Source organism: Streptomyces sp. NPDC020917, from assembly GCF_044333795.1.
In the GTDB taxonomy this organism is placed as follows: domain Bacteria; phylum Actinomycetota; class Actinomycetes; order Streptomycetales; family Streptomycetaceae; genus Actinacidiphila.
This window is the reverse complement of sequence record NZ_JBIRRR010000005.1, coordinates 257,411-283,838: the sequence shown is the minus strand read 5'-3', so window position 1 is coordinate 283,838 and position 26,428 is coordinate 257,411. Positions and strand designations below refer to the sequence as shown.

Annotated in this window: 25 protein-coding genes; 14 read left to right on the top strand and 11 right to left on the bottom strand. The window is 71.6% G+C overall.

All coding sequences use genetic code 11. The annotated features are described in order from the left end of the window. The first annotated feature begins 180 nt into the window (after positions 1-180). The 5 genes from ACH4TG_RS13485 to ACH4TG_RS13465 all read left to right on the top strand — a co-directional run bounded on the left by ACH4TG_RS13485 (position 181) and on the right by ACH4TG_RS13465 (position 6,443). Positions 181-2,592: a ricin-type beta-trefoil lectin domain protein gene (locus ACH4TG_RS13485; RefSeq protein ID WP_398242372.1), complete on the top strand. Its 2,412-nt coding sequence runs from the start codon at positions 181-183 to the stop codon at positions 2,590-2,592. Positions 2,593-2,725: 133 nt separating this feature from the next. Then, entirely contained in the window at positions 2,726-3,544 is an 819-nt protein-coding gene (locus tag ACH4TG_RS13480) for a beta-glucanase (protein WP_398242371.1), read from the top strand. Positions 3,545-3,653: 109 nt separating this feature from the next. Next, the gene (locus ACH4TG_RS13475) at positions 3,654-4,487 is read left to right on the top strand and encodes a VOC family protein (protein ID WP_398242370.1); all 834 of its coding nucleotides are present in this window, start codon (positions 3,654-3,656) and stop codon (positions 4,485-4,487) included. A gap of 52 nt (positions 4,488-4,539) precedes the next feature. Further along, complete coding sequence (locus ACH4TG_RS13470; protein WP_398242369.1) at positions 4,540-5,172, top strand: AAA family ATPase; 633 nt, start codon at positions 4,540-4,542, stop codon at positions 5,170-5,172. Between the two features lie 185 nt (positions 5,173-5,357). Further along, positions 5,358-6,443: an S-(hydroxymethyl)mycothiol dehydrogenase gene (locus ACH4TG_RS13465; protein ID WP_398242368.1), complete on the top strand. Its 1,086-nt coding sequence runs from the start codon at positions 5,358-5,360 to the stop codon at positions 6,441-6,443. Between the two features lie 96 nt (positions 6,444-6,539). Here the strand turns inward: ACH4TG_RS13465 and ACH4TG_RS13460 are convergent, their stop codons facing one another. Together ACH4TG_RS13460 and ACH4TG_RS13455 are read right to left on the bottom strand one after the other, a co-directional pair. Beyond that, on the bottom strand, positions 6,540-7,277 hold the full coding sequence (locus ACH4TG_RS13460) for a transglycosylase SLT domain-containing protein (protein ID WP_398242367.1): 738 nt from the start codon (positions 7,275-7,277) through the stop codon (positions 6,540-6,542). A gap of 420 nt (positions 7,278-7,697) precedes the next feature. Further along, positions 7,698-8,528 (bottom strand): helix-turn-helix transcriptional regulator, encoded by an 831-nt coding sequence (locus ACH4TG_RS13455; RefSeq protein ID WP_398242366.1) that lies wholly within the window; start codon positions 8,526-8,528, stop codon positions 7,698-7,700. 103 nt (positions 8,529-8,631) lie between these two features. Between ACH4TG_RS13455 and ACH4TG_RS13450 the strand changes: the two genes are divergently transcribed. Beyond that, positions 8,632-9,339: an SDR family NAD(P)-dependent oxidoreductase gene (locus tag ACH4TG_RS13450; RefSeq protein ID WP_398242365.1), complete on the top strand. Its 708-nt coding sequence runs from the start codon at positions 8,632-8,634 to the stop codon at positions 9,337-9,339. A 178-nt stretch (positions 9,340-9,517) separates the two neighbouring features. Here the strand turns inward: ACH4TG_RS13450 and ACH4TG_RS13445 are convergent, their stop codons facing one another. Then, the gene (locus ACH4TG_RS13445; RefSeq protein ID WP_398242364.1) at positions 9,518-10,642 is read right to left on the bottom strand and encodes a Rieske 2Fe-2S domain-containing protein; all 1,125 of its coding nucleotides are present in this window, start codon (positions 10,640-10,642) and stop codon (positions 9,518-9,520) included. Positions 10,643-11,190: 548 nt separating this feature from the next. Between ACH4TG_RS13445 and ACH4TG_RS13440 the strand changes: the two genes are divergently transcribed. Further along, entirely contained in the window at positions 11,191-12,147 is a 957-nt protein-coding gene (locus tag ACH4TG_RS13440; protein WP_398242363.1) for a hypothetical protein, read from the top strand. An 11-nt stretch (positions 12,148-12,158) separates the two neighbouring features. Here ACH4TG_RS13440 and ACH4TG_RS13435 read toward each other — a convergent pair whose 3' ends face one another. Continuing rightward, entirely contained in the window at positions 12,159-12,281 is a 123-nt protein-coding gene (locus tag ACH4TG_RS13435) for a hypothetical protein (protein ID WP_398242362.1), read from the bottom strand. 107 nt (positions 12,282-12,388) lie between these two features. Between ACH4TG_RS13435 and ACH4TG_RS13430 the strand changes: the two genes are divergently transcribed. Further along, the gene (locus ACH4TG_RS13430; RefSeq protein ID WP_398242361.1) at positions 12,389-13,426 is read left to right on the top strand and encodes an alcohol dehydrogenase catalytic domain-containing protein; all 1,038 of its coding nucleotides are present in this window, start codon (positions 12,389-12,391) and stop codon (positions 13,424-13,426) included. 67 nt (positions 13,427-13,493) lie between these two features. Here ACH4TG_RS13430 and ACH4TG_RS13425 read toward each other — a convergent pair whose 3' ends face one another. From ACH4TG_RS13425 to ACH4TG_RS13415, 3 genes are all read right to left on the bottom strand, one after another. Continuing rightward, positions 13,494-14,135, bottom strand: coding sequence for a WD40 repeat domain-containing protein (locus ACH4TG_RS13425; RefSeq protein ID WP_398242360.1), 642 nt, complete (start codon positions 14,133-14,135; stop codon positions 13,494-13,496). Positions 14,136-14,362: 227 nt separating this feature from the next. Continuing rightward, the gene (locus ACH4TG_RS13420) at positions 14,363-14,701 is read right to left on the bottom strand and encodes a hypothetical protein (RefSeq protein ID WP_398242359.1); all 339 of its coding nucleotides are present in this window, start codon (positions 14,699-14,701) and stop codon (positions 14,363-14,365) included. Between the two features lie 285 nt (positions 14,702-14,986). Then, entirely contained in the window at positions 14,987-15,982 is a 996-nt protein-coding gene (locus ACH4TG_RS13415; protein ID WP_398242358.1) for a DNA-directed RNA polymerase subunit alpha, read from the bottom strand. A 757-nt stretch (positions 15,983-16,739) separates the two neighbouring features. On the opposite strand from ACH4TG_RS13415, the gene ACH4TG_RS13410 reads away from it, so the two are divergent. The 4 genes from ACH4TG_RS13410 to ACH4TG_RS13395 all read left to right on the top strand — a co-directional run bounded on the left by ACH4TG_RS13410 (position 16,740) and on the right by ACH4TG_RS13395 (position 21,822). Further along, positions 16,740-17,147, top strand: coding sequence for a hypothetical protein (locus tag ACH4TG_RS13410; protein WP_398242357.1), 408 nt, complete (start codon positions 16,740-16,742; stop codon positions 17,145-17,147). 322 nt (positions 17,148-17,469) lie between these two features. Next, entirely contained in the window at positions 17,470-19,794 is a 2,325-nt protein-coding gene (locus tag ACH4TG_RS13405) for an MMPL family transporter (RefSeq protein WP_398242356.1), read from the top strand. Between the two features lie 112 nt (positions 19,795-19,906). Beyond that, positions 19,907-21,160 (top strand): sensor histidine kinase, encoded by a 1,254-nt coding sequence (locus ACH4TG_RS13400; protein WP_398242355.1) that lies wholly within the window; start codon positions 19,907-19,909, stop codon positions 21,158-21,160. Beyond that, positions 21,157-21,822, top strand: coding sequence for a response regulator (locus ACH4TG_RS13395; protein WP_398242354.1), 666 nt, complete (start codon positions 21,157-21,159; stop codon positions 21,820-21,822). Before ACH4TG_RS13400 ends, ACH4TG_RS13395 begins: the two co-directional genes overlap by 4 nt. Positions 21,823-21,937: 115 nt before the next feature. Here ACH4TG_RS13395 and ACH4TG_RS13390 read toward each other — a convergent pair whose 3' ends face one another. The 4 genes from ACH4TG_RS13390 to ACH4TG_RS13375 form a co-directional block, all read right to left on the bottom strand. Beyond that, positions 21,938-22,099 carry a hypothetical protein gene (locus ACH4TG_RS13390; RefSeq protein WP_398242353.1) on the bottom strand — a complete coding sequence of 54 codons (162 nt, stop codon included), beginning with the start codon at positions 22,097-22,099 and terminating at the stop codon, positions 21,938-21,940. A gap of 562 nt (positions 22,100-22,661) precedes the next feature. Then, positions 22,662-23,591, bottom strand: a complete 930-nt coding sequence (locus ACH4TG_RS13385; protein WP_398242352.1) for a hypothetical protein — start codon at positions 23,589-23,591, stop codon at positions 22,662-22,664. Between the two features lie 35 nt (positions 23,592-23,626). After that, entirely contained in the window at positions 23,627-24,067 is a 441-nt protein-coding gene (locus ACH4TG_RS13380; protein ID WP_398242351.1) for a peptidase inhibitor family I36 protein, read from the bottom strand. A gap of 271 nt (positions 24,068-24,338) precedes the next feature. Continuing rightward, complete coding sequence (locus ACH4TG_RS13375) at positions 24,339-24,611, bottom strand: hypothetical protein (RefSeq protein WP_398242350.1); 273 nt, start codon at positions 24,609-24,611, stop codon at positions 24,339-24,341. Positions 24,612-24,663: 52 nt separating this feature from the next. Between ACH4TG_RS13375 and ACH4TG_RS13370 the strand changes: the two genes are divergently transcribed. Continuing rightward, positions 24,664-25,230 (top strand): hypothetical protein, encoded by a 567-nt coding sequence (locus tag ACH4TG_RS13370; RefSeq protein ID WP_398242349.1) that lies wholly within the window; start codon positions 24,664-24,666, stop codon positions 25,228-25,230. Positions 25,231-25,768: 538 nt separating this feature from the next. After that, the gene (locus tag ACH4TG_RS13365) at positions 25,769-26,416 is read left to right on the top strand and encodes a nucleotidyltransferase domain-containing protein (protein ID WP_398242348.1); all 648 of its coding nucleotides are present in this window, start codon (positions 25,769-25,771) and stop codon (positions 26,414-26,416) included. Positions 26,417-26,428: the final 12 nt, after the last annotated feature.

The window sequence follows — 26,428 nt, the reverse complement described above, 5'->3', positions numbered from 1 at the left end:
CCGTTCCCACCATCCCAACCCCCTTGGTTTTCCAGACATGTCGACATGACGGCCGGTGAAGTCGGTTGGTTGTGAGGCCTCTTGACGGCTCCCCGGCCGCGCAGTGCACTGTGCCGCGGGGCAATGCGTTCGGTTCTGAGTACTTCTGGTGAGTTGACCCCCAAGGAAGGGACCCCCCACGTGAACTCCCTCGTCCAGCGCACAGCGTTACGCCGCCCAGCGGTCGCGGCCGTCCTGCTCCTGCTCTGCGCCCTGCTGCTCGGCAGCGGCAGCCACAGTGCCAGCGCGGCCGGCACCACCGCCATCGCGGCCGACGGGACCAGCTCGGGAAGGACGTTCGACGGCATCGGCGCCATCAGCGGGGGCGGCGGCAACACCCGCCTGCTCACCGACTACCCGGCCGCCCAGCAGCAGCAGATCCTGGACTACCTGTTCAAGCCCGGCTACGGCGCCGACCTGCAGATCCTCAAGGTCGAGATCGGCGGCGACACCAACTCCACCGACGGCTCGGAGTCCAGCCACATGCACACCGCGGGCACCGTGGACTGCAGTGCCGGCTACGAGTGGTGGCTGATGCAGCAGGCCAAGGCCCGCAACCCGCAGATCAAGCTCTACGGCCTGGCCTGGGGCGCCCCCGGCTGGCCCGGCGGCGGCAGCTTCTGGTCCACCGACACCGTCAACTACCTGGTGAAATGGCTCGGTTGCGCCACCTCGCACGGCCTGACGATCGACTACCTCGGCGGCTGGAACGAACGCGGCTACAACGTCGGCTGGTACGAACAACTCCGCACAGCCCTCGACGGCGCCGGCTACGGCAGCGTCCAGATCGTCGCCGCCGACAGCGACTGGTCAGTGGCGGGCGACGTCGCCGCCAACGCGTCCTTCGCCAAGGCCGTCTCGATCATCGGCGTGCACTACCCCTGCGAGGGCGGCGACGGCGGCAGCGCGAACACCTGCCCGGGCAACGCCACCGCCACCGGGACCGGAAAGCCCCTGTGGGCCAGCGAGAACGGCTCGCAGGACCTCGACTCCGGTGCCGGCGCGCTGATCCGCTCCATCACCCGCGGCTACGTCGACGCGCACTTCACCGCCTACGTCAACTGGCCGGTGGTCGCGGCGGTCTACCCGAACCTGCCGTACAGCACGGTCGGCTTGGTGCTCGCCGACCAGCCGTCGTCCGGTGCCTACACCGTCGGCCGCAGCCTGTGGGCCACCGCCCAGGTCACCCAGTTCACCTCGCCCGGCTGGAAGTTCCTCGACAGCGGCTCCGGCTACCTCGGCGGATCCGAGTCCAACGGCAGCTACGTGACCCTGAAGTCCACCAACGGCACCGACTACTCCACCGTCATCGAGACCACCACGGCGACCGCCCCGCAGGACGTCACCGTCAACGTCAGCGGCGGCTTGTCCACCGGCACCGTGCACGTCTGGGCCACCGACCTCGCCTCCGGCAGCAGCTCCGGCCAGATGGTGCAGCAGGCCGCGCTCACCCCGTCCGGCGGCTCCTACTCGCTGACCGTGCAGCCCGGTCGCGTGTACACGCTGACCACCACCACCGGGCAGGGGAAGGGCACCGCGACCAGCCCGGCGCCCGGCAACCTCGCGCTGCCGTACTCCGACTCCTTCGACACCACCCCCCTGGGCCAGCAGCCGCGCTACCTGTCGCAGATGCAGGGCGCGTTCGAGGCCACCGCCTGCGCAGGAGGCCGCAGCGGGCGCTGCGTCACCCAGCAGGCCCCCGCCAAGCCCATCGAGTGGGACGGGGACTCCAACCCGTACACCATCGGCGGCAGCCTGAACTGGCGGAACTACACCGTCGCATCCGACATCCTGCTCAGGCAGCCAGGATCGGCCCAGCTCATCGCGCGCGCCGGCACCCAGCACGCGTTCGGCCCGGCCGGCATCAACTCCTACTACCTGCAGGTCGGCGACAACGGAGCCTGGTCGATCGTGCGCAACAACACCGGCCATGTGCTCACCACGCTGGCCGCCGGAACCGTCGCGGCCCTCGGCACCGGCAGCTGGCACCACCTCGCCCTCACCGTCAACGGCACCACCCTGACCGCGGTCATCGACGGCACCACGGTCGGCTCGGCGACCGACGGCACGTACAGCACCGGCATGGTGGGCCTGGGCACCTCCGGCTACCAGACCGACCAGTTCGACAACCTGTCCGTCACCCCGGTCGGCACCCAGAACTCCGGCACCGGGCCCATCGTCGCCATCGCGGACACCGCCAAGTGCGTGGACGACGACACCGGTTCCACCGCCAACGGCACCAAGGTCCAGATGTGGGACTGCAACGGCACCGGCGCCCAGAACTGGACCGTGCAGTCCGACGGCACCGTCCGCCTCGGCGGCAAGTGCATGGACATCACGAAGGCGGGCACCGACGACGGCACCCTCGTCGAGCTCTGGGACTGCAACGGCGGCGGCAACCAGCAGTGGCAGTCCGTCGGCGGGACCCTGGTCAACCCCGCCTCCGGGAAGTGCCTCGACGACCCCGGCTTCACCACCGCGAACGGCACGCAGCTGGAGATCTGGACCTGCAACGGCGGCGCCAACCAGCAGTGGATCACCCCCGGGCCCTGACCGGCGCCGTCGCCATCACCCGTCCGGAGGGCGTGCGGCCCCGGTCCGCGCCCTCCGGGCACACCCGTGCGCGGCTACCGCGCGGCGGCCGGCCCCGCTTGACTGGGGTCACCGGCCGTCACCGGGAGCCGACATGAACGACCGCCGCCGACCGGCGTCCCCCGCCCATGGGAACGATCCCTTCCCTCACGATCCCCAGCCGCAGCCCGATCCCCGTACAGGTCCCGATCCCCGTCCCGATCCCGTCCGCGGGCCGCGCCTGCCCGCCCCGCGCACCGCCGTGGTCTTCGACGCCCCCTTCACCGACCGGCGGGCCTGGGCGGTGGGCCGTACCTCGGCCTACCCGCCCGACGGCACCAACCCCGGCGACAACAAGCTCGACCGCATCGGCCCGGCCTACGCCCCCACGGCCGACGGGGTGTTCCGCGCCCGCCGCGCGCCCGACGGCCTGTGGAACGCCGACCTCGTCTCCACCGAGTACGCCCCCGGCGGATTCGAGCTGCTGCCCGGTGACGACCTGACCGCCACCTGCCTGGTCCACGACGTGCAGGGGGCCTGGCCCGCGCTGTGGACGTGGGGCCGGGACAGCGGCAGCGGCCGCCCCCAGCCGGGCCACGGCGAGGTCGACGCCTTCGAGTACCACCCGGCCAACCCCCGGATGCTGGAACTCACCAACCACGTCCGCCCGGCCGGCCACTACGCCGACGACGCGGTCGTCCCGGGCCGGCCCTTCACCCTCCGTGTCCACTTCGGTGCCACCAGCGTGCAGTGGTGGGTCGACGGCCGCCAGGTGTTCGCCGACGGCACCGGTGTCGGCCCGCACTGGCGTGCCTGGCCGGTGGTCGGCATCAGCGTCTCCGCGGGCGGGTACGGCCACCTGCCCCCGGCTCCCGGCACCCGGGAACTGGAGTGGCAGTGCAGCGCCCTGTCGGTGTCCCGCACATCGAACTGACAGGCATGACCCGGCCCGGGCGGGGAAGGCGATCATGCGACGATCTTCTTCCGTGCCTGGTATGGGTGGACACAACGGTGTTTGCGAACGATGACCGAGGAGCCGTGGGGTGACCGAGCAGCCTTCGATGTCCGTGGGACCGACGGACACGGGCGGTGAACGGACCGACCTGCCGGAATCCCCGCGCGGTGCCCCCTGCTGGGTGAGCCTGACCGCGCGCGACCTGCAGGCCGCGGAGAAGTTCTACGGCTCCGTCCTGGGCTGGGAGTTCCGCTCCACCAGCCTCGGCGACCACTTCGCGATGGCCCTGCGCAACGGCAAGCCCGTGGCCGGGATCGGCGCGGTCGCCTCCGACATGCAGATCGCCGTGGTGTGGACGCCGTACTTCGCGGTCCCGCAGGCCGACGAGGCCGCCGGCCGGATCCGCGAGCGCAGCGCGACCGTGGCACTGGGCCCGGTCGCGTTCGCCTCGGGCCGCGCGGTGGTCGCCGCCGACCGCGACGGCGCGGTGTTCGGTACCTGGGACGGCCGGCTGCCCGGCGGCTGGGAGTCCTGGCACGAGCGCGGCCCGGTCGTCGTCCGGCTCCGCACCCGCGACGCCTTCGAGGCGGCGATCTTCTACGGCGGCGTCCTGCAGTGGGCCGACGGCCGCCCGGACGGCTGCACCGTCTCCTACGAGCACGACGAGGTCGTGGTCCGCAGCGGCGACAGCGTCGTGGCCCGCCTCGGTTCCGGCGCGGTCGAGGCCGCGCCCGACCCGGTGCTCCGCCCGCACTGGGCGGTCGAGTTCGCCGTGGACGACGTCGGCTCGCGCGTCGAGGCGGCCCAGGCCCTCGGCGGAACGCTCGTCGGCCGCGGCACCGGCCCGCAGGGCGAGTACGCCGAACTGCGCGACCCCGACGGCGGCCTGTTCACGATCATCGCGCGCGACGACTGCAGGTGACCGGGGCGTCGCGCTCCAGCCGACGCACCGCGCGCTCCCGTAGGGTCGGGGCATGCTCCTGTGGATCAACGGACCCTTCGGCGGCGGCAAGACGCAGAGCGCGTACGAACTGCGGCGGCGGCTTCCCGGGAGCGTGGTCTGCGACCCCGAGCACGTGGGCTTCGGACTGCACCGGATGACGCCGCCGGACCTGCGCGGCGACTTCCAGGACCTGCCCGCCTGGCGCCAGGGGGTCTTCGAGGTCCTGGACCTCGCCCTGTCCCGCCACGACGGCACCGTCATCGCCCCCATGACGGTCGTCGAGCCCGCCTACTTCCGGGAGACCGTCGGCCGGCTGCGGGAGCGCGGCCACGAGGTGCGCCACTTCGCGCTGCTGGCCGAGCGGGACACGGTGCTGCGCCGGCTGCGGGAGCGGGGCTTCGGCCACGCGCTGCGCGTCGTCGCCGGCAAGGACGCCCCGCTGCGGCGGCAGAGCTTCGCGGTGGCCAGGCTGGACGTGTGCCTGGAACGCCTGCGCGGCGAGGAGTTCGCCGAGCACCTGTGGACCGACCGTCTCACCGTCCCCCAGGTCGCCGACCGCATCGCCGCCTCCGCAGGGCTCCCCATGCCGCCCAGCACCGAGTCCGCGCTGCGCGGGCGCCTGCACCGCACCTGGATCGGCGTCAAGCACATCCGGTTCGACTGACGGGCGGGCGCGCGGACCGGCCCGGCAAGGCAGGCAGCCAGGTCGGGCACGGAAAGTCACCGGATGGGAACGGCCGGATCGGGGGATCACTGCACAGGACGGACCGCCGCCGACGACGGGTCCAAGGACACGGCGGAGCACCGCACAGCACAGATCGCAGCACGTGACAGAAGGGTGACCGGGCCATGAGCCAACAGGTACGCGGCGTCATCGCGCCGGGCCGGGACGAACCGGTGCGGGTCGAGACCATCACCGTCCCCGATCCCGGGCCGGGGGAGGCCGTGGTCCGGGTGCAGGCCTGCGGCGTCTGCCACACCGACCTGCACTACAAGCAAGGCGGCATCACGGACGAGTTCCCGTTCCTGCTCGGCCACGAGGCCGCCGGCATCGTGGAGGAGGTCGGGCCGGGCGTCGACGAGGTCGCGCCCGGCGACTTCGTCGTCCTGAACTGGCGCGCGGTCTGCGGCCAGTGCCGGGCCTGCCGCCGCGGCCGCCCCTGGTACTGCTTCCAGACGCACAACGCGTCACAGAAGATGACGCTCGGCGACGGCACCGAGCTCTCGCCCGCGCTCGGCATCGGCGCCTTCGCCGAGAAGACCCTGGTCGCCGCCGGCCAGTGCACCAAGGTCGACCCGAAGGCCGCGCCGCAGGTGGCCGGCCTGCTCGGGTGCGGCGTCATGGCCGGTATCGGCGCCGCGATCAACACCGGCAACGTCACCCGCGGCGACTGCGTGGCGGTCATCGGCTGCGGGGGAGTGGGGAACGGCGCGGTGGCCGGCGCCCGGCTGGCCGGCGCGGCGCGGATCATCGCCGTCGACGTCGACCCGCGGAAGCTCCAGTGGGCGACCGGCCTGGGCGCCACCCACGTCGTGAACGCGCGGGAGACCGACCCCGTCGAGGCGATCCGCGAGCTGACCGGCGGCTTCGGCGCCGACGTGGTCATCGAGGCGGTCGGCCGCCCGGAGACCTACCGGCAGGCGTTCTACGCCCGCGACCTCGCCGGGACCGTCGTCCTGGTCGGCGTGCCCACCCCGGAGATGACCCTGGAACTGCCCCTGCTCGACGTCTTCGGCCGCGGCGGCGCGCTGAAGTCCTCCTGGTACGGGGACTGCCTGCCCAGCCGGGACTTCCCGATGCTCATCGACCTGTACCTGCAGGGCCGGCTCGACCTGGAGGCGTTCGTCTCCGAGACGATCGCGCTCGACGACATCGAGGCCGCGTTCCGGCGGATGCAGGACGGCGAGGTGCTGCGCTCCGTGGTCATGCTCTGACCGTCAGCGTCCGCGCGCACGTGAAAAAGGCGGTGGGCCCGCCCTCTCGTGGAAGAGAGGGCGGGCCCACCGCTGCCGGGCTGCGCCGGATCGGGCTCAGTACGCGGAGTTCACGTTGTCCATCGAGCCGTACCGGTCGGCCGCGTAGTTGCACGCGGCGGTGATGTTGGCGACCGGGTCGTAGATGTTCCACGACGTACCGGCCACGTGGAAGCGGTTGAACGTCGGGTTGATCACCTGCAGCAGGCCCTTGGAGGGAATGCCGTTGCGGGCGTTGATGTCCCACAGGTTGATCGCGCGCGGGTTGCCGCTGGACTCGCGGATGATGTTGCGGTGGATTCCCTCGTAGGTACCCGGGATGTGCTTGGCGTGCATGATGTCCAGGGACTCGCGGATCCAGCCGTCGAGGTTGTTCGTGTACTTCTTGGGCGACTGCTTCGGCGCGGCGGCCGGCTTGGCCTTCACCGGGGCGGCGGCCGGCTTGCTCTGCGCGGGCGCGGCCTTCTTCGGGGCCGGCGCGGCCTCGGCGACCGGCTTCGCGGCCAGGTCCTTCTTCGGCGGAGCGCTCGTGACGGTCTTCTGCGTGGCGAGGTCGGTCTTGGCGCCGGTCAGGGAGACCGGCTCCTTCAGCTTCTGCCCGGCGGTGACGCTGAACCCAGTGGGTGCGTCCGCCGCGGTCGCCGCTCCGGCTCCGGCCGTCGCCTGCAGACCGGTGACCGCCAGGACGACCGCCGCACCGGCGGCAGCGCCGGCCGTGGTGATCTTCTGCTTCCGGGTCATGCGCTGGAACGTGGCGAGGGTGGGGAGCTTCTTCGGGATCGCGGGGAGCTGCATAACGCTTTTCCTCTTCCGTTGGGGACTCGTGAATTGTTAGGGGTTCCGAATTCACGGGTCAAAGCCCTCGTCTACGGAGCAATTCGTAGATGGGGCCGGAAGAGGAGTTACGGAGGGCCGGAACCCGCTGGTTTGAGCGGGGCGCGCGCCAGGGCCTTTACTAATCCGATTCGTATGTGAGCCAGGTTACGTAGACGGGATCACACGGGACCCCCTCCGCCCTCACGGAAAATGCAGGGGGAAAACACGGTGGGTGAGCGGAATTGGGTGTCCGGCGCCCGCCAGGAATAGCGGAAAGCATCGGTGCGGGAACGGAAAGCAGCGATGCGGGAAGGGGGCCCGGCAGTGCGGCGGCACGGCAGCACCCGCGGCGGCCCGGCAGCGCGGGCGGGGACCGGCGCCGCCGGTCCCCGCGGGGGCTCAGCCCACCAGCGACTGGGTGCCGAGCACGGCGATCAGCGCGAGGCGCTCGGCGTCCCGGGACCCGGGCTCGGCCGTGTAGATCATGATCCGCAGGTCGCTGCCCGCGACGCTGAGCACGTCGCAGTCCAGGGTCAGCGGCCCCACCTGCGGATGGTCGATCGTCTTGCGCGACGCCTGGTGCCCGCCGACCTCGCCGGAGTCCCACAGTTCGGCGAACCGCTCGCTGCCGGCGCGCAGCTCCGCGACCAGCCGGCGCAGCCGCTGGTCCGCCGGATACCGGCCGGCGGTCGCCCGCAGATCCGAGACCTGGGTGATCTCCAGGTCACGCTGCGACTCCGGAGTGTGCACGACCCGGCTGCCCGAGCCGAGGAAGTTGCGCCACACCGCGTTGCGCTCACTGCCCTGGTAGTCGCCCATCAGCGCCGTGTACTGCGGATTCGCCAGCAGCAGCGTCCAGGTGGCGTCGGACACGGCGACCGGGGTGCCGGTCAGCCGGTCCAGCATCCGCTGGACGCTGGGCGTGATGAAGGCGGGCACCGTGCCCTGGCCCGGCGGGACGAGGCCGGCGGCGTGGAAGAGGTGCTCGCGCTCCGCGGCGGTCACCCGCAGCGCCCGGCCCAGCGCCTCCACCACCTGCTCCGACGGGTTGGCCGCCCGCCCTTGTTCGAGCCGGGTCACGTAGTCGACGGAGATCCCGGCCAGCAGCGCCAGCTCCTCGCGGCGCAGCCCCGGCGCCCTGCGGTGCCCGCCGGCCGGCAGCCCCGCCGCGTCGGGCGAGACCCGATCGCGCCAGCGCCGCACCGTGCGCCCGAACTCCGTGGTGGCCATGCCACCACTGTGCACCGCGGCGCGGCCGCGCGTCCTGGTACTGCCAGTCCCAGGAAGACGGGACGGCTGGCTGACCGCACCACCCGGCGGCACGGTGGAAGGTATGACAGCAACACTGATCACCGGAGCGAACAAGGGCCTCGGCTACGAGACCGCCCGCCGTCTCGTGGAGGCCGGGCACACCGTATATATAGGGAGCCGCGATACCGGGCGCGGCCGGGAGGCCGCCGAGCGCCTCGGCGCGCGGTTCGTCCAGCTCGACGTCACCGACGACGCCTCCGTGGCGGCCGCGGTGCGGACCGTCGAGGCCGGCGGGGGGCTGGACGTCCTGGTCAACAACGCCGGCGTCGAGGAGCGGGGCGAGGGCAACGCCGTGATCGGCGCCGCCGACGTGACCGCCGACCTGATGCGCGGCACCTTCGAGACGAACGTCTTCGGCACCGTGCGCGTCACCCACGCCTTCCTGCCGCTGCTGCAGCGGTCCGCCGCCCCCGTGGTGGTGAACGTCAGCAGCGGCCTGGCCTCCCTCACCGAGGCCAGCACCCCGGGCAACCCCCGGCACGCCTACCCCGGCGTGGCCTACCCGGCGTCCAAGGTCGCGGTCAACATGATCACCGTGCAGTTCGCCAAGGCGTTCCCCGGGATGCGGATCAACGCGGTCGAGCCCGGCTTCACCAAGACCGACCTCAACGGGAACACCGGCGTCCAGACCGTCGAGCAGGGCGCCGAGGTCATCGTCCGCATGGCGCAGGTCGGACCGGACGGACCGACGGGCAGCTACGCCGATGCCGAGGGCCCGCTGCCCTGGTGACACCGAGGCGAGCCACCCGCTGCGGCGGACCGGCGGAGCGGGCGGGCCCGGCGGTGTGACACTTCGCGGCGCCCGCACGCCTTTCTGAGAGACCGGCGGACCCGACGAGCGCAGGGCCTGCGGACCCGCCCCCCGTGTCCGCCCGCCCCAGACCCGGGTCCGCCGGTCGTTCGCCCGGTCAGGACGGCATGGCCACACCGCACGAACCGGCGTCCGCGCACACCGCCGCGGCCGGGTCGAGCGGCACCCCGCTGGACCGCAGCATCTCGCGCAGGTCCAGGATCAGCGGGAAGATCTCGTGGTTCCGGTCCTCACCCTGCTCGTCCCAGGCCCGCTGCTCCGCCTCGACCGCCATCCGGTCCTCGGCGAAGACCCGCTCGGTGAAGCGCCGGATGAACGGCCAGGCCAGGGTCAGGGCCGCCGCGAAACGCGGCTTGCGGATCATCAGCATCCCCTGCACGTGACACGTCCGCTGGGCCGCGTCCACCGGGACGTACGCCACCCACAGCGAGAACGCCGCCTCCGTCTCGCCGTCCGGGACCAGCTCCAGCGTCTGGTACGGGTAGCCGGTGCGGATCGTCAGCACGTCGGGGGAACCGCTCCCGCCGAAGCCCTCGGCCGACAGCAGCCCGGCACCCCGGTCCTTGCGGCCGCCGCCCGGCGTGAACCGGTACCGGGCCTCCACGAAGCCCGGCCCGCTGTCGTAGCCCAGCAGATCCGGGCGGATCTTGCCGAGCACCCCGCGGTGCAGGAACTGGTGGTTCATGTCGAGGAGGTTCTCGTGCATGAAGGAGTAGTGGCACCGCACCGTGCGGGAGTAGCGCATGACCCGGTGCGTGCCGGCCCGCACCCGCGGGAAGTCCGGCAGCGGGGTCGCCGCGGCCTTCGCCGGATCACCCGGGAAGACGAACACCAGGCCGGCGGCCTCCCGCGTCGGATACGCGCGCACCCCGCGCGGCGGGCGGGACGTCTCCCTGGTCAGATAGGGGATCTGCGAGATGTGGCCGTTCCCGCGGTAGGCCCAGGCGTGGTAGCAGCAGCGCAGCGTCTCGCCCTCCACGACGCCCATGCTCAGCGGCACCTGGCGGTGCGCGCAGCGGTCCTCCAGCGCGGCGACGGTACCGGTGGCGGTGCGGAACACGGCCATCCGCCGGCCCGCGAACGACGCGGCCACCACCTTGTTCCGCGGGACACTCGCGGACGGCACGACCGGGTACCAGAAGTCCGGGTCGATGCCGATCCGCCGCAGGTCCGCCGGCCGCGGCGCCCGGCCGTCGTCCTCTGCGAGTGCTGGCTCGATCACGTCACTCTCCCTCGCGGCTGCCACGTGTCCGGGCTCGCCTCGGACCATGAGCACCAGCCTCCGCGGCGGATCCGCCCCCGTCGAACCCGCCGCGGCATCCGGGGCACGGCCCCCGCGTGTCGGGCGCGGCGGCGCCGCCGGGCGGGGGAGGCGGCGGGGGTCCCGGTGGCGCCGGGCCCACCGCCCGTCACCTCTCCGTGGCCTCGGTACACCTCCCGGCGCCCAGCGGTTCGGACTGTCGCCGGTGGTGTGCTCCGCACCCGGTGCGGCGACCCCCAGGGCGAGGTGAACCCGGTGCGGCGACCCCGGCGGCACGGCGAACCCGGTGGCGCGGTCCCTGGTGCGGGCCGGCGCGGGCCGGGGGAGTCTGGAGGGCATGCGTCCGACGACCGCCCGCCGCCCGCGCACGACCCGCGCCCGCCGCGCTGTCCCCGAAGGCAGCCGTGCCGCGCGGTGACAGGGGCGCGGGCAGCGGCAGCGGGCGGGGGAGAGGGAGCCGTGGCCGCGGGACCGCGGAGGCCGATGACGGCGCCGCAGACGTGGAGGCGATGCTCGACGATCTCCACACCACCCCGCCGTCCGGGTTCGTGGCGCGGCGCGCGGAACTGGCGGAAGCCGCCAAGGAGGCCGGGAGGACCGAGGACGCCCGCCGGATCAGCGGCGCACGCCGCCCCACCCTCAGCGCCTGGGCCGCGAACCTGCTGGCCCTGGCCCGCCCCGACGAGACCCGGCAGTTCCTGGACCTGGGGGAGGCGCTGCGCGAGGCCCACCGGACCCTTGACCGGGCGCAGCTCAGGGAGCTGTCCGCCCAGCAGTGGCGTGTGATCACGGCCATGTCCGCGCAGGGCGCGCGGCTCGCCGCCGAGGCCGGGCACCGGCTCTCCGACGCGGCACAGCGCGAGCTGGAGACCACCCTGCGCGCAGTGCTCGCCGACCCGGACGCGGCGGAGCGCTGGGCCGCGGGCCGCCTGCAGAGCGCCCTCACCCCGCCCGCCACCCTCCCCGGGGCCGCCGGGCCGCCGGCCGCCGCCGGCCCTGCGAAGGGCTCCCGGACCCCGGCCGGCACCACGGCCACGACCACGGCCCCGCCCAAGGCCACAGCCCCGCCCAAGGCCAGGGTCGCACGGACGCCGTCCGCCAAGGCCGCGCCCACGCAGCGGGACGACCTGGCCGAGCGGCGCCGCGCCAAGGAGGAACAGCTCTCCCGCGCCCGCCACGACGCCAAGGCCGCCGAGCAGGAGGTGCGCGCGCGACGCAGGAAGCTGGCGTCGGCCGGGACCGCAGCCGACCGCGCCCGCACCCGTCGCGACCGCGGCCAGGCCCAAGTCGACGCGGCCGAGGAGCGGTTGCGGCACGCCCGCGACCAACTCGCCCGGAGCGACGAGGAAGTGGGGAAGGCCGAGGATCAACGTCGCACGGCGGCAGACGAACTGGCCCGCGCCGAACGGGCCGCGCGGGACGCGACCCGCGCCGTGGACCGGCTCACCCGCCCCAGGAGCCGGTGACCACCACCGCTCTACTCCGACCGCGACTGCTCGGACGGGTTCGCCGCGGTGCGCGGGGCGGTGAGGTCGAGCAGCAGCATGGCGTCGTGGTCGGGGGTGCCGGGTTCCGCGGTGTCGCAGGGAGGCCCTGTCACACCCCCGCTGGCCGCTCCCCGGCAGGTCCCGGCCTGGCAGCCCCGGACGCGAGGGCGCAGGCTCGATGGTGCACCGACCCCCAGCACTGCGAAAGGCGCGTCCTCCCATGCGAGCCACCTTCATGTACGGTCCCGGCGACGTGCGGCTGGAGACCGCGCCCGACCCGCGGATCGTCGAGCCCACCGACGCGATCGTCCGGATCACCCTGGCGTGCGTGTGCGGCTCCGACCTGCACCCCTACCACTCCATGGAGAAGACGGACGAGGGTGTGCCGAAGGGACACGAGTTCCTCGGCGTCGTCGAGGAGACCGGCCCGGAGGTCACCGGGCTGCGGCGCGGCGACTTCGTCGTCTCCCCGTTCGCCTACTCCGACAACACCTGCCCGATCTGCCGCGACGGCTTCCAGACCGCCTGCCCGCACGGCGGCTGGTACGGGATCGGCGGCGTCGGCGGCGCGCAGGCCGAGGCGGTCCGCGTCCCCCAGGCCGACGGCACCCTGGTCAAGTTGCCCGGTGACGTGGACACCGCGCTGCTGCCGTCCCTGCTGGCGCTCAGCGACGTCTACCTCACCGGCTACCACGCCGCCCACATGGGGCGCGTCGGGCCGGGGAAGACGGTGACGGTGATCGGCGACGGCGCCGTGGGCCTGTCCGCGGTCCTGGCCGCCCGGCGCATGGGCGCCGAGCGGATCCTGCTGATGGGCCGCCACACCTCGCGCACCGACCTGGGACGCGAGTGGGGCGCCACCGACGTCGTCCCGGAACGGGGCGAGGAGGGCATCGCCAAGGTGCTCGAACTGACCGGCGGCGAGGGCTCGCACGTGGTGCTGGAGGCCGTCGGGCTGATGCCCGCCTACGAGCAGGCGTACGGCATCGTGCGCCCCGGCGGGATCATCTCCCGCGTGGGAGTGCCCCAGTACGAGGAGGCGCCGGTCGGCTTCGGATCGCTGTTCGGCAAGAACGCCCAGCTGGCCGGCGGCCCGGCACCCGTACGGGCCTATCTGGAACCCGCCGTCGACGACGTCCTCGCCGGCCGGATCGACCCGGGCCGGGTGTTCGACGCGGAGGTCGCCCTCGACGACGTTGCAGACGCCTACCGGCTGATGGACTCCCGCACCAACCTCAAGGTGATCGTGCGTCCTTGAGACGCCGGCGCTCACGGCGTTGGCCAGTCCGTCCGCTCGTCCGCTCGTCAGGTCGTCCGGCGCCGTTTCAGAGGGTCAGGTCCCAGACGCGTACGACGCCATCCCGACCCGTCGTCAAAGCGACCGCGCGATCCTGCATCGTGGTCACCACCACAGCGTCAACGCTCCCACTGTGGCCGGTCAGCGGCGGCCCGACCTGTCGACCGCCGGCAAGATCCCAGATTCGCGCGGTTCCGTCCTCGCCACCGGTCACCGCGACCGAACGGCCGCCGACCATGGCGACGTCCAAGGCGTTGATGCGGCCCTCATGACCGGCAGACGGTTCGTGGACCGGATCGCCGTCCTCATCCGCGGACAGGTCGAATACGTACACCCTTCCGGAGTCATTACCCGCCACGACCACCGGACGGCCGTCGAGCTGGGAGAACGCGACGGCATACGCCGTCTCCTCGTCATCGACAGAGAACGACGCGACCTGCTCGCCAATTGCCGCATCCCACACCTCCACCCCTTCATCCCCGCCCCCGACGACCAGCGAGCGGCCGTCGACGACCAGCGAGCGGCCGTCGACGCTTGCGGTGGCCAGCCCCCAGACGGCGCCGGCGTCCATCTCCACCAAAGGCTCTTCGTCGGGCAGCCCCCACACCCGGACTCCGTCCCAGTGGACACCGCTGCTTGCCGCGAACAGCGGCGGTCCCTCGCCTTTCACCGTCGATATCGTTCTTGGCATCCGGCAGAATCAAACGTTCGTCAGACATGCGGGCAAGATGACCGGTGCGTCCGACAACCCGAAAAGTAGCGAAGGAAATTGATCATGAAGCCCGCCGCGAAACGACTCCCCAAGTCGTGCGTCAGGTCACGAAGGCGAAGTGGCAGCTGACGAAGCGGGAGTCCCCACCGCGGCGAGGAAGGTCACCGGCCTGTCCTGGGGCGCGCTCAGTGTGATTCTTCCTGGATGCTGGTGTATTGATTGGGCATCAGCATGCAGTAAAGAGCGCCGGTCTCGTTCGTCATGCAGTAGACCGGGCGTGGTTCCGCGTCCGGTTTGGTGGGATCGTCCTCTTCGCCGATTTTCTGGATCGCAATGTGCTGAGGGTTCTTGACCGGATCCTTGGCTGTGTCCTTATCCCACGGGTGCCATGCCAGTAGGCCCCCACCGATCCCCGCGAAGAGGATCGAGGTTGCCAACAGTCCATAGCCGGACCGCGTTTTCGTGGTCGTGACCTGCGGCTGAGGTGGTGCCGGCTGCGATATGGGGGCGCTCGGATCTGACATGCCAGACAGTCAACATCATCTGCTTCGCTTGAGAAGCGCTGCGCGCAGCGATCGAACTGGGATCGTTATCGCCGATAACCGATGTACCGACATTCCCCAGGTTTCCACCTACAGTCCCAGCCTGTGCATGTTCAGGATCCCCGTCCCCGCCGCCGGGACGACACCGGAGGAGGCCCGGCGCGCAGCGGCCGCCGGCCGCCGGCGCCCGGGCGACGTGGCAGTTGACCAAGCGGGGGTCGGGCGTTGGGCGCGGGTCTACCGGCTCCGCCCGACCCGGCGCAGGGTTCAGTACTGTTCGGCCTCGTCGATCCCGGCGTTGGCGGCGGCGATCGGGTCGAATCCGGGTGGGCTGTCCTTGAGGCCCATGCCCATGTCGGTCAGCTTCGCCTTGACCTCGTCGATCGACTTCGTACCGAAGTTGCGGATGTCGAGCAGGTCGGCCTCGGAGCGGGCGACAAGTTCACCGACCGTATGGACGCCCTCGCGCTTGAGGCAGTTGTAGGAGCGGACGGTGAGGTCGAGCTCCTCGATCGGCAGCGCCAGATCGGCGGCGAGGGCGGTGTCCGTGGGGGACGGGCCCATGTCGATGCCCTCGGCGTCGACGTTCAGCTCGCGGGCCAGGCCGAACAGCTCGACCAGGGTCTTGCCGGCCGACGCCATGGCGTCACGCGGCCGCATGGCCTGCTTGGTCTCGACGTCGACGATCAGCTTGTCGAAGTCGGTGCGCTGCTCGACACGGGTCGCCTCGACCTTGTAGGTGACCTTGAGTACCGGGCTGTAGATGGAGTCGACCGGGATCCGGCCGATCTCCTGGCCCTGCTGCTTGTTCTGCGCCGCGGAGACGTAGCCGCGACCGCGCTCGACGGTCAGCTCCATCTCCAGCTTGCCCTTGGCGTTCAGGGTGGCCAGAACCAGATCGGGGTTGTGCACCTCGACACCGGCCGGCGGCGCGATGTCGGCGGCGGTGACCACACCCGGGCCCTGCTTGCGCAGGTACATCACGACCGGCTCGTCGTGCTCCGAGGAGACGACCAGCTGCTTGATGTTGAGGATGAGGTCGGTGACGTCCTCCTTGACGCCCGGCACGGTGGTGAACTCGTGCAGGACCCCGTCGACCCGGATCGAGGTGACAGCCGCACCCGGGATCGAGGAGAGGAGCGTACGACGCAGCGAGTTGCCGAGGGTGTAGCCGAAGCCCGGCTCCAGCGGCTCGATCACGAACCGGGAGCGGAACTCGTCGACGACCTCTTCGGTCAGCGAGGGACGCTGAGCAATCAGCATGGGGTGGTGCCTCCAGATTTTGGCGCCCGCTATGTGACGCCGTAGACACCGCACGGTATCGGCATATGGCCTCACAAGAGGCCCGCACCGCCGACCCGCCAGGTGCCGGCTCCGCCGGCGGGACCCGATCGCCGACGCTCAGCGGATCTCCCCGGCGGTGACGGCATTCGCGTCAGGTCATTCCCACCCTGGCGGTCACGCGTCCCCAGGGGAGGCCGCTCGGGGCCGTGGGCCGACGTCAGTGAGGTGACTACGGTGACGTTTTCCAAGGACCCCGGTTGCTGCCGCGAGGCCCCGCGTGCCGTGTGTCGACGACTTAGACAAAAGCGACACCGACCTGCCCAACGACCTGCTGAACGTGCAGGAGGAGGGCCGGCCCGGCATTCCGGAGTGCGGGGATCGACCCGCAGGTCAGCGTGCTGGCGCGCGGCGGCGAGGGGAGCCGTGCATGAGGGCAGGGCCGGCGGCCGCGCTTTCCCTTCGTCATCATGACCGGCATCGGGGAGCGCGACTCCCACCGTCACTGCCGTGCCGGTTCGAGGAGGACGATCAGCCATGACGACATCGAGCCCGTGCCGTCCCGTCTTGCGGGCCGCCGCGGCCCGCGAGCGCCCACACTCCACCGGCGGCGGCGAGGACCGCGTCCGGCGCGAGCGTCGCGGCGCCCACCGACACGCGCGTGCCGCGTCCACCACGCCGGCTCAGGCCCCGACCAGATGCCCTGGACGGGGTTGAGGTCGGGTGCGTAGGGCGGCAGTTGGTAGACGGTAGCCAGCCCCTGCCGGAGTGGTCCGCCCGCGACCTGCGCCGCCGCTCCTTGTCCGCCGCCACCCGCGAGTGGCTCCGACTGGAGTGGGATGCCGAGCAGGACGTACGCACCGTCCACCTTGTCCTGGACGACGACGTGGACGAGTACCCGAATAACCTCCACCGGCACCGCACCCCGTTCGAGGTCATGCATGAACTGGTGAGCGACTACCGCCTCCAGGCCCGTGACGAGCAGGGGGTCTGGCACACCGTGGCATCCGTCCGCGCCAACCGCCGCCGCCACCGCGTCCACCGCTTCGAGACCCCGGTCCGCACCCGGGCCCTGCGGATCGCCGTGGACGCCGTCCACGGCGCGGGCCACGCCCGCGTCGTCGCGGTACGCGCCTACGGCGACTGAACGGCCGCCGAACGGCCACCCACCGGACGGCGCCGCCTGGCGGGGCCGTGGCGGCGTCGCGATCCCCCCGTCCCCCCGGCGGTCCGCGCCCGCTGTCCTAGGTGCCCGCCCCGGCGGGTGTGCGGGCGGGTGGTGGTGGTGCGAGCAGCGCCTGCTGGCCGGGGTGGTCATCGGTACACGGCTACGGCCGGTCGAGTACGGCGCCGGGAACGTACTGAAATTGCTGTAGCCCCAGGTGACAGCGCCTGCACGACGCGCCGGACGGCTCGGCCGGGTGATGGTTGTCCGGTCTGTTGGAGCGGAAGCGGAAGGCACATCTGCGGTGGCTACTTTCCTTTATCGGTTGGGCAGGGGTGCGTTCCGCGCCCGCTGGCGGGTCGTTCTCGTGTGGGCTGTGGTGCTGGTCGCCCTGGGCGGTGTCGCGAGTACCGCGCACAGCGCGCTGGACAAGCCCACGACCATGCCGGGCATCGAATCGCAGCGGGCGTACGACCTGATGGATCAGCGGTTCCCGCATACGACTGCCAACGGCGCCACCGCCCGGATCGTCTTCGTCGCGCCCGGCAGTCAGAAGGTCACCGACGCGAGAAGCCATGCGGTGATCGAGAAGACGGTCCGTGCCTCTGCGGCCGATGCCGCGGTCGCCTCGGCCTCGGACCCGTTCACCTCGGGTGCGGTGAGCAGGGACGGCACCACCGCGTACACCACGGTCACCTTCACCAAGGCCGCGAGCAGCCTCGGTGCGGCCGACAGGGAACCCGTTCAGGCCGCGATCGATCAGGCCCGCGCTTCCGGGATGACCGTCGAGGTCGGCGGTGACGCGCTGAGCGACTCCGTCAAGGCCGGCGGTCCGGGTGAGGTGGTGGGCGTCCTGGTGGCCGCCGTCGTCCTGCTGGTGACGTTCGGGTCGATGGCCGCGGCGGGGCTGCCGCTGCTGTCGGCGATCATCGGCGTGGGAGCCTCATTGCTGGCCATCACCGCGCTTGGCAGTGCCCTGGGGCTTTCCTCCTCGACGAGCGCGCTGGCCTCGATGCTCGGCCTGGCCGTCGGCATCGACTACGCCTTGTTCATCGTCTCCCGCTACCGGGAGGAGCGCGGGAAGGGCCGTACGGCCCAGGAGGCCGCTGGTGCGGCGGTGGGAACCGCCGGTTCGGCGGTCGTCTTCGCCGGCCTCACGGTGATCATCGCGCTGGCCGGCCTGTTCGTCGTCGGGATCCCGGCCCTGACCACGATGGGCTTCGCCGCCGCCGGCGCGGTGGCCGTCAGCGTGGTCGTGGCCCTGACCCTGGTCCCGGCCCTGCTGGGGTTCTGGCCCAACGCCGTACTGCCGCGCCGGCTGCGACGCGTCGCCCGCAAGGCCAAGCGCGGTGCAAGCCCCGACGCGGCGAGGGGGCGTGAGCGCCGCCGCCTGCGGCGGGATGTCACCGACCAGGCCGTGGCCCAGGCAACCGTGCGCGGGATCGGGGCGCCCAAGCGGGTCAACGCCGGCAGCCGCTGGGCCGGGTTCGTCACCAGGCGTCCGCTGCCCGTACTGCTGCTGTCGGTGATCGGCCTGTCCGCGCTGGCCGTACCGATCCTCGACATCCACCTGGGCATGCCCGGCGCGGAGTCCAAGCCCACCTCCTCCACCGAGCGCCGCGCCTACGACGACCTCGCGAAAGGCTTCGGCCCCGGCTTCAACGGGCCGCTGACCGTGGTCGTGGACGCCGAGCACGCCGCGAACGCAAAGGCCGCGGTGACCGGGATCGGCGACCGCCTGGCGCACACCCCCGGCGTGGTCTCGGTCTCCCCGGCACGCTGGAATCCCTCCGGGAACACCGCGGTCCTGCAGGTCGTCCCGTCCACCAGCCCGACCGCGCAGAAGACCGTCGACCTGGTGCACGCCATCCGGGACGACCGCGCCGCCACCGAGGCCGGCACCGGCGCCACCTTCGAGGTCAGCGGCACCACCGCGCTGAACATCGACGTGGCCCAGAAGATCCAGGACGCCCTGCTTCCCTACATCGTCCTCATCGTCGGACTGGCGGTGGCCCTGCTGGCCGTCGTCTTCCGCTCGGTGCTGGTCCCGCTCAAGGCCGCAGCAGGCTTCCTGCTGTCGGTGCTGGCCTCGCTCGGCGTCATCGTGGCGGTCTTCCAGTGGGGCTGGGGCGCGAGCCTGATCGGTCTCCAGCAGACGGGCCCCATCATGAGCATGATGCCGATCTTCCTGGTGGGCATCGTCTTCGGCCTGGGGATGGACTACGAGGTCTTCCTCGTCTCCCGGATCCGGGAGGCCTACGTCCACGGCGAGACACCGAAGAAGGCCCTGGTCAGCGGCTTCAGGGCCAGCAGCAGGGTCGTGGTCGCCGCCGCGCTGATCATGGTGTCGGTCTTCGCCAGCTTCGCCACCGCCGGAGAGCCGATGATCAAGACCGCGGGGGTGGGCCTGTCGGTGGCCGTCCTGTTCGACGCGATCGTGGTGCGCATGGCCTTCGTGCCCGCGGTTCTGTCCCTGCTGGGCAGGTGGGCGTGGTGGCTGCCTCGACCTGTGGCCAGAATCCTGCCTAGGGTCGATGTCGAGGGCGAGTCCCTGGCGGAGCACCTCGAGCCACTGCCGGCAGGCCCGGGAGCAGAGGCAGAACGCGATCACGCCGCTGCCGCGGTCTGACACTGCGCCGACCGGGGAAACACGGCCCGCCCATGTCGCCGGACACGGGCGGGCCGCCCTGCCACCCGCCCGCCCCGGCGTAACGATGACCCCACCGAACACAGGAGCCGTGATGACCCGCAAGCCGCTGTCCCTGCGGTGGCGGCAGTTCTCGCGCCGCAGGCCCCGCCTCGCGGACGTCACCGTCATCACGGCCGTCTTCGTGTGCACCGCGGGCGGCAGTGGCTTCACCAACACCCACACCAGCGTCGGCACCGCCTGGGCCCAAGGCCTGGCTTTGTCCGTGGCCGGATGCCTGACCCTGTTGATGCGCCGCCGGCACCCCGCGGCCACCGTCGTGGTCACCGCCCTCTTCGCCGTCGCCGCCACCTTCCTGGGCTTCCTCCTGACCCCGCTGACGCTCGGCCCCCTCATGCTCGCCCTGTACTGGATGGCGGTGGACCACGACCGCCGCACCTCCTTCCGCTGGGCCGTTTCAACCGCCGCTGTCCTGGTCGCGGCCACCCTCGTGGCCAGCCCGAGGTCCGAGCCGCTGGTCCTGAAGACGATCAACCCCATCGCCTGGCTGCTGCTCATGCCCGTCCTGGGCGGAGCCGTCCAACTACGCCGCGCCTACGTCGACGCGATGGAGGCCCGCGCCGTGTTCGCCGAAAGGACCCGCGAGGAGGAGGCCCGGCACCGTGTTGCCGAGGAACGCATCCGCATCGCCCGCGACCTCCACGACGTCGTCGCCCACCACCTCGCCCTCGCCAACGCCCAAGCCGGCACCGCCGCCTACCTGGCCCGAACCCATCCCGACCCGCGCGTCGGGAGCATCCTCGACGAACTCGCCGGCACCACTGCCTCCGCGCTGCGGGAACTGAAGGCCACCGTGGGCGTGCTGCGCGACGCCTCCGACGACGACTCGCCCCTGCTTCCCGCACCCGGCCTCGCCGACCTGCCCGCCCTCGCGCGGTCGTTCGCCAGCACCGGACTCACCGTCGAACTGTCCACGACCGGCACGTCGCCACCGGTATCCGCCGGCGTCGCCCTGACCGCGTACCGCATCGTCCAGGAAGCGCTGACCAACGTCGCCAAGCACACCGACACCGACACCGCCTACGTCGACGTCGCCTACGCCACCGACCACCTGACCGTGTCCGTCACCAACAACGGCCCCACCAGCAAGAAAGCCCGCGCCCGGCGCAGCGTGGGCCAGGAGCCCTCCGGGTTCGGTCTCCTGGGCATGGCCGAACGTGCCCAGATGGTCGGCGGCCACGTCGCCGCCGGCCACAGCCCCGACGGCGGCTTCACCGTGACAGCGGACCTGCCCCTCCTGCCCGGCGACCTGCCCCCCAGCACCGAAACCCCGGAGCCGCAAGCGTGACCACGACCGTCCTCCTCGCCGACGACCAGACCCTGCTGCGTGCCACCTTCCGCATGCTCATCGACTCCACCGACGACCTCACCGTCGTCGCAGAGGCAGCCGACGGAGCGCAAGCCGTCGACCAGGCCCGGGCTCACCGGCCCGACGTCCTCCTCATGGACATCCGCATGCCCGGCACCGACGGCCTCGCCGCCACCGAAGCCGTCTGCTCCGATCCCGCTCTCGCCGGCACCCGCGTCCTGATCCTCACGACCTTCGAGACCGACGAGTACGTCGCCCGGGCGCTGCGGGCAGGGGCATCCGGCTTCCTGGGCAAGGACGCCGGCCCCGACACCCTCCTCGACGCCGTGCGCACCGTGGCCGCGGGAGAAGCCCTGCTGTCACCCACGGCGACCCGCCACTTGATCGGGGCCTTCCTCGTCACCAGTCCCGCGGCCCCTCCCGCCGAGGGGGCCCTCGACGAACTCACCCCCCGCGAGAGGGAAGTCGTCGCCCTGGTCGCCGAAGGACTGTCCAACGACGAGATCGCCACCCGGCTCACGCTCAGCCCGCTGACGGTACGCACCCACGTCCAGCGCGCCCTGACCAAGACGGCAGCGCGCGACCGCGCGCAACTCGTCGTCCTGGCCTACACCACCGGTCTGGTGCGACCACCTCAATGACGTCCGGCCCGGCTGCGAGATCCTCTGCGAGACCAGCAGGTTCTCGCTCCTCTGTCGCCCCTGGAACGTTGGTGCACCGCGAGTCAGGCCGCGTGGTCCGGTGCCGGCAGACCCTTCAGTAGTGCCCAAGCATTTCGTCGGCCGGAATGCAGTCGGTCATGGTGTTGGCCCAGTCGTTGGGCCTACCGAAGACAAGCCGCGTCAGCAGCACATCGCCGGCTCGCTGCGCGCGCGGCATGATGCCCAGGTCCTGTGAGCCGATGTGGCCGCCAGGCATGATCGGAGCATCTGCCGCACGGAATCTCATGCGCAACTGCTTGAACGGGCCCAATCGTTCGGCAGCCCCTGGACAAGGGGACCTCCGACGAGCAGGCGGCACACCTCAGCGCGACCTGATTTCACCCGTGTGCGCCCGCCGGATGGCTCGCCGGGAAAGACTATGGGCGGGCGAATTGCGGGTGACCACCCCTGGCGAGAGAGGTACGGGGAAGCCAGAAATGCCGGATCAGGATGGGGCGTTGGCCGAGTTCACGGCGTTGCGCCAGGAGATGGACCGGCGCTCTGCCGCCGCACAGGGACGCCTTCCAGGACGCAGAGAGCCCGCATCGCCCCAGCTTCCTACGGCACTTGGGGTGAGACAGGCTCTCTCGAGGGCCTCTCCATATCCATGATCGGGGCGCCGAGGTGTCCTTCGCGGGCGTGGAACCGCCGGCGGCCGTGAGCCGCGGCCCGCTTGTCCTGGTCGATGAGGGGATACGGCACGCCGGCACCTGGAAGCTTGGCACCGACCTCGCCACGATTTTCGACGCCCAGCCGGATGGGCTTGGCATGCCGCGGGGTCAGGGGTACAGGATCGCGTGCGCGCGGGCGACCGTCGCGTTGCGGTAGGCCGCGAGGTCGGTCAGGGTGCGCTCGTCCTTCGGCGGCAAGGAGCGGGCGAGGCGCCGGCGGGCGGCCAGTTCGGCTGCGGTCAGATGTGCCCGCAGCGCGCACTCCCCGTCCGCGTCCGCGACCGCGACCTCCCGCTTCCGAAAGCTTTCGGTCGGACCGGTCGCCTTGTACGCCGTTCTGAGGGAGTCCTCTGCATTCCCGGGGGAGGCGTAGGGCAGTCCGCGGGCCGCCATGCATGACGTCCACGTCCTCAGAGCCGCCAGGTAGCCGGAGTCGGACGCGGCCTCGTCGCTCAGACGATTGTCGACGTCCTCGGGGTAGTAGTACATCCGGGCCCAGAGCACGACATCGCCCGCAAGCGCACGGCGGCTGTTCGCCGTACAGCCTTCGGCCGGCACCCTGACGGCGCCGAGACCGTACGTCCCGGCCTTCACCTTCTTGTCCTCCGGACCGTAGAGCACGCGGTCGAACCGGCTCTGCTCGGACGGCGAGAGGCGCGCGTAGAAGGCGTCCACCGGCTGCTTCGAGGATCCGCCGTCGAAGATTCCGTAGCCCTCAGTCCTCCGCTTCGGCATGTCGACGACCCCGGCTTCGTCCTCCGGTGCGGTGTGCGGCGAGGCCTTGATCGACGGGTAGGCGAATCCGTGCTTGCGCAGGCAGCGCTGGTCGAGCCGGTTGGCGGCCTCGTCGAGGATCTCCTGAGTGCTCGTCCAACTCCCGGAATGCGTGGCGAGATCAATGGCGGACGGGCTCGGCTTTCCCGTCCAGGGGGGCGGCTTCGGAAGCGGGGTCGGGCCTGCGGCGTCCGGCGGGGGCGCGGCGCAGCCGGCTAGAGCGGGCAGCGCGGCACATGCGGAGAGCGCGGACAGCGCGGCCAAGACGACGAGTCTCGGCCGCACCGTCCCTTTTCCCCTCAAGAATTGCACCACTTGTTGGAGCTGATGGAGTCGTTGAAGTTGGGGTCGTTGTAGCCCGACGCGAAGCTGGACACCTCGTCACCCCTGCTCAGGCTGTGCCAGCTGTGCGTCTTGCCGTAGTTGTGGTCGCTGTAGAAGTAGACCGTGCACTGCGTCCCGTGGTTCGCGATCGACGAGATGCACTCGTCCCAGTTGTAGCCGCACGAGAGGATGTTGCTGCTGAACAGCGCACTGAAATCGGGGTTGTCGCCCTGCACTTTGCCCATGTGGGCGCTGGATCCGCTGTCATAGTTCGAGTTCGCCCAGAAACACGCGTAACCCGAGGGGCACATGGAAATGCCGTCCGCCGTCGTGGCGGCCGCATGGGCCTGCGCGACCGGCAGGACGGCGAGCAGAGCGGTCGCGCCGAAGAGGGCGGCGATTCTCGAACGGAGCAACACGGTTGGTCTCCCTGGTCCTTGGCATGAGTGCGGTGAGCCGGGGAGCACCGTGCGGCCACTCCCGCCCGACGGCCCCCGTACCGCGCGCGCCAAGTCTTTCCCGGACCGGGCGGGCGTACATTGACCGTGCACGCACGGCGATTGACCGGGAGCGTATGGCTGGCATCGCGCCTGGGCGGGCCGACAGTTCGCCGGACGAGCACGCAACCCTCAAGGGGGTAGCGGATCTTGGTGCTGTCGCGGCACAACCTTCGGGGTCCGGCAGTGGTCATATGCGTGCCCGTGCCCGCCGCATCATGAGGAAAAGTGCCTCTGTGACTCGCCGATCCACCTTCACCGCCACCCTCGCGTGCTTCCTGACCTCGGCCGCGGTGCTGGGTGTCGCCGGCTGCTCCGGCAGCACCGTGGCCAAGGCCCCCGCCACGAAGGGGAAGGACTCCAGGTCCGCGCAGGTCATAGCCTCCGCGCCGGATCCCGCCTCGATCCACGTGCCGACCGCTGCCGCCACCACCACGAGTGCTGGGGCCCAGTCGTTGCCCACCGGGCCCACCCTGCACCTGTCCCCGGAAGACGTGTGGCGCAGGGCGGGGGCCGTGATGGAGGCGCAGACCTCGGTGTCCCTCACCGTCGATGTCCGTGACGATGAGGGCGGTCCGGTGCGCGCTGAGTCCTCGGTGGCGAGCGACGGGGACTGTGTCGGGCGGATCTCCGCCGGTGGCGGCCAGGCTCAGGTGATCCAGGTCGGCTCCATGCATTACCTGAAGGGCGACGCCGCCTTCTGGACGTGGGCCTCGAGCCGGCCGGAGGGGATTGACATACCGCAGTTCTGGGTCGGCCGGTGGGTGAAGGGATCGCTGGCGACGCTCGATCACTTCGGCGTCGAGACGATGTGCTCGCTGTCGGATGCGGTCGGCAACCTCACAGCGGACTTCGGCGGTACGAAGCACGAAGTCGGCCCGCGAACCATCCTCGGCCGTCAGGCGGTGACGGTGACCGAGACCGGCTCGGGGGGTTCCCTCACGCTCGATGTCGCTGCCACCGGGACCGCGGCCGTGCTCCGAGGCGTTCAGAAGGCGCCCGGTAGCGCGACGGTCACGACCACCTTCACGGGCCTGGGCGTGGCCGTGCACGCCAAGGCTCCAGCCGGCGCGGTCGGTTAGGGGCGGTTCGGGGTTCGGATCATGTGGTTGAGGTGAGGTGCTTCAGCCACGTGATCGATCCGTGGAGGTGGAGTCCTGCCTCGTAGCTGGCGGGCGATCTTGTCGTAGCGGGCCTGCGCGGGGTGAGGACCTGAGAGGACTATCGATCGCCGTACCCGGCCATCATTTGCTCCGGAGTCATGCCGTGGATGGTGAAACCCTCCTCGCTGAGCGTCTCGCGGGGGCTACGGGCGCGCTGGCCGAAGTCGCTTTGCGCGCGCAGCATCTCGGGACGGCTTCGGCGTTGCGGCCACACTTGCCGTCGGGGCTGGCGGCGATCAGGCCGTTCTCCCTGAACTCGTCGGGGATCTGCCGACGGTTGTCGGGGTCGGTCCGCGGCTACGACGCCCTCCAGTGCATGGACTCCGTCGGCGTCCTGTCGCAGGGTGTGCGCGGCGTCGGCGAGTTCGGCCAGGGACTCGTCGGTCAGCTGCGTGGAGACCACGCCGCGGTGGTGCGTCCTGGTCCGCTCCCGCGCGGGAGGCAGTACGTTCAGGGCATGGCCGAGTCCGAACCCCTGCCGCCGGGCGGCGCCGTCCTCGATGCGGCCGAACTCGACGCCCGGTGGGCGGAGGCGTGGCGGCCCGAGCGGGTCGCCGCGCGGCTGGACGGGGTGCGCGCGCCCTGGTGCGTCGCGGCGGGGTGGGCGCTGGACCTGTTCCGGGGCGAGGAGTCGCGGCCGCACGGCGATCTGGAGATCGCGGTGCCCGCGGCGGGCTTCGCGGAGATCCGGGCCCGCTTCCCGGAGTACGCGTTCGACCCGGTGGGATCGGGCCGGGTCTGGGCGGAAGGGCGGGAGGACGCGTTCGCGGCCATGCATCAGACCTGGGTGCGGGACCTGGCGAGCGACCGGTTCCTGTTCGACGTCTTCCGCGAGCCGCACGACGGAGGCACCTGGATCTGCCGGCGGGACGAGAGCGTGCGGCTGCCCTACGACGCGGTCGTCGCGCGGACCCCGGACGGCATCCCCTACATGGCTCCCGAACTGGTGCTGCTGTTCAAGGCGAAGGCGCAACGGCCCAAGGACCAGGCGGACTTCGAAGGGGTCCTGCCGCTGCTGGGGCGGACACGGCGCGACGCGCTCGGCGGATGGCTGGAGCGCGTGCACCCCGGACATCCGTGGCTCGCGCGCCTGGCGGCTCATTGACCGGGGCCGCGA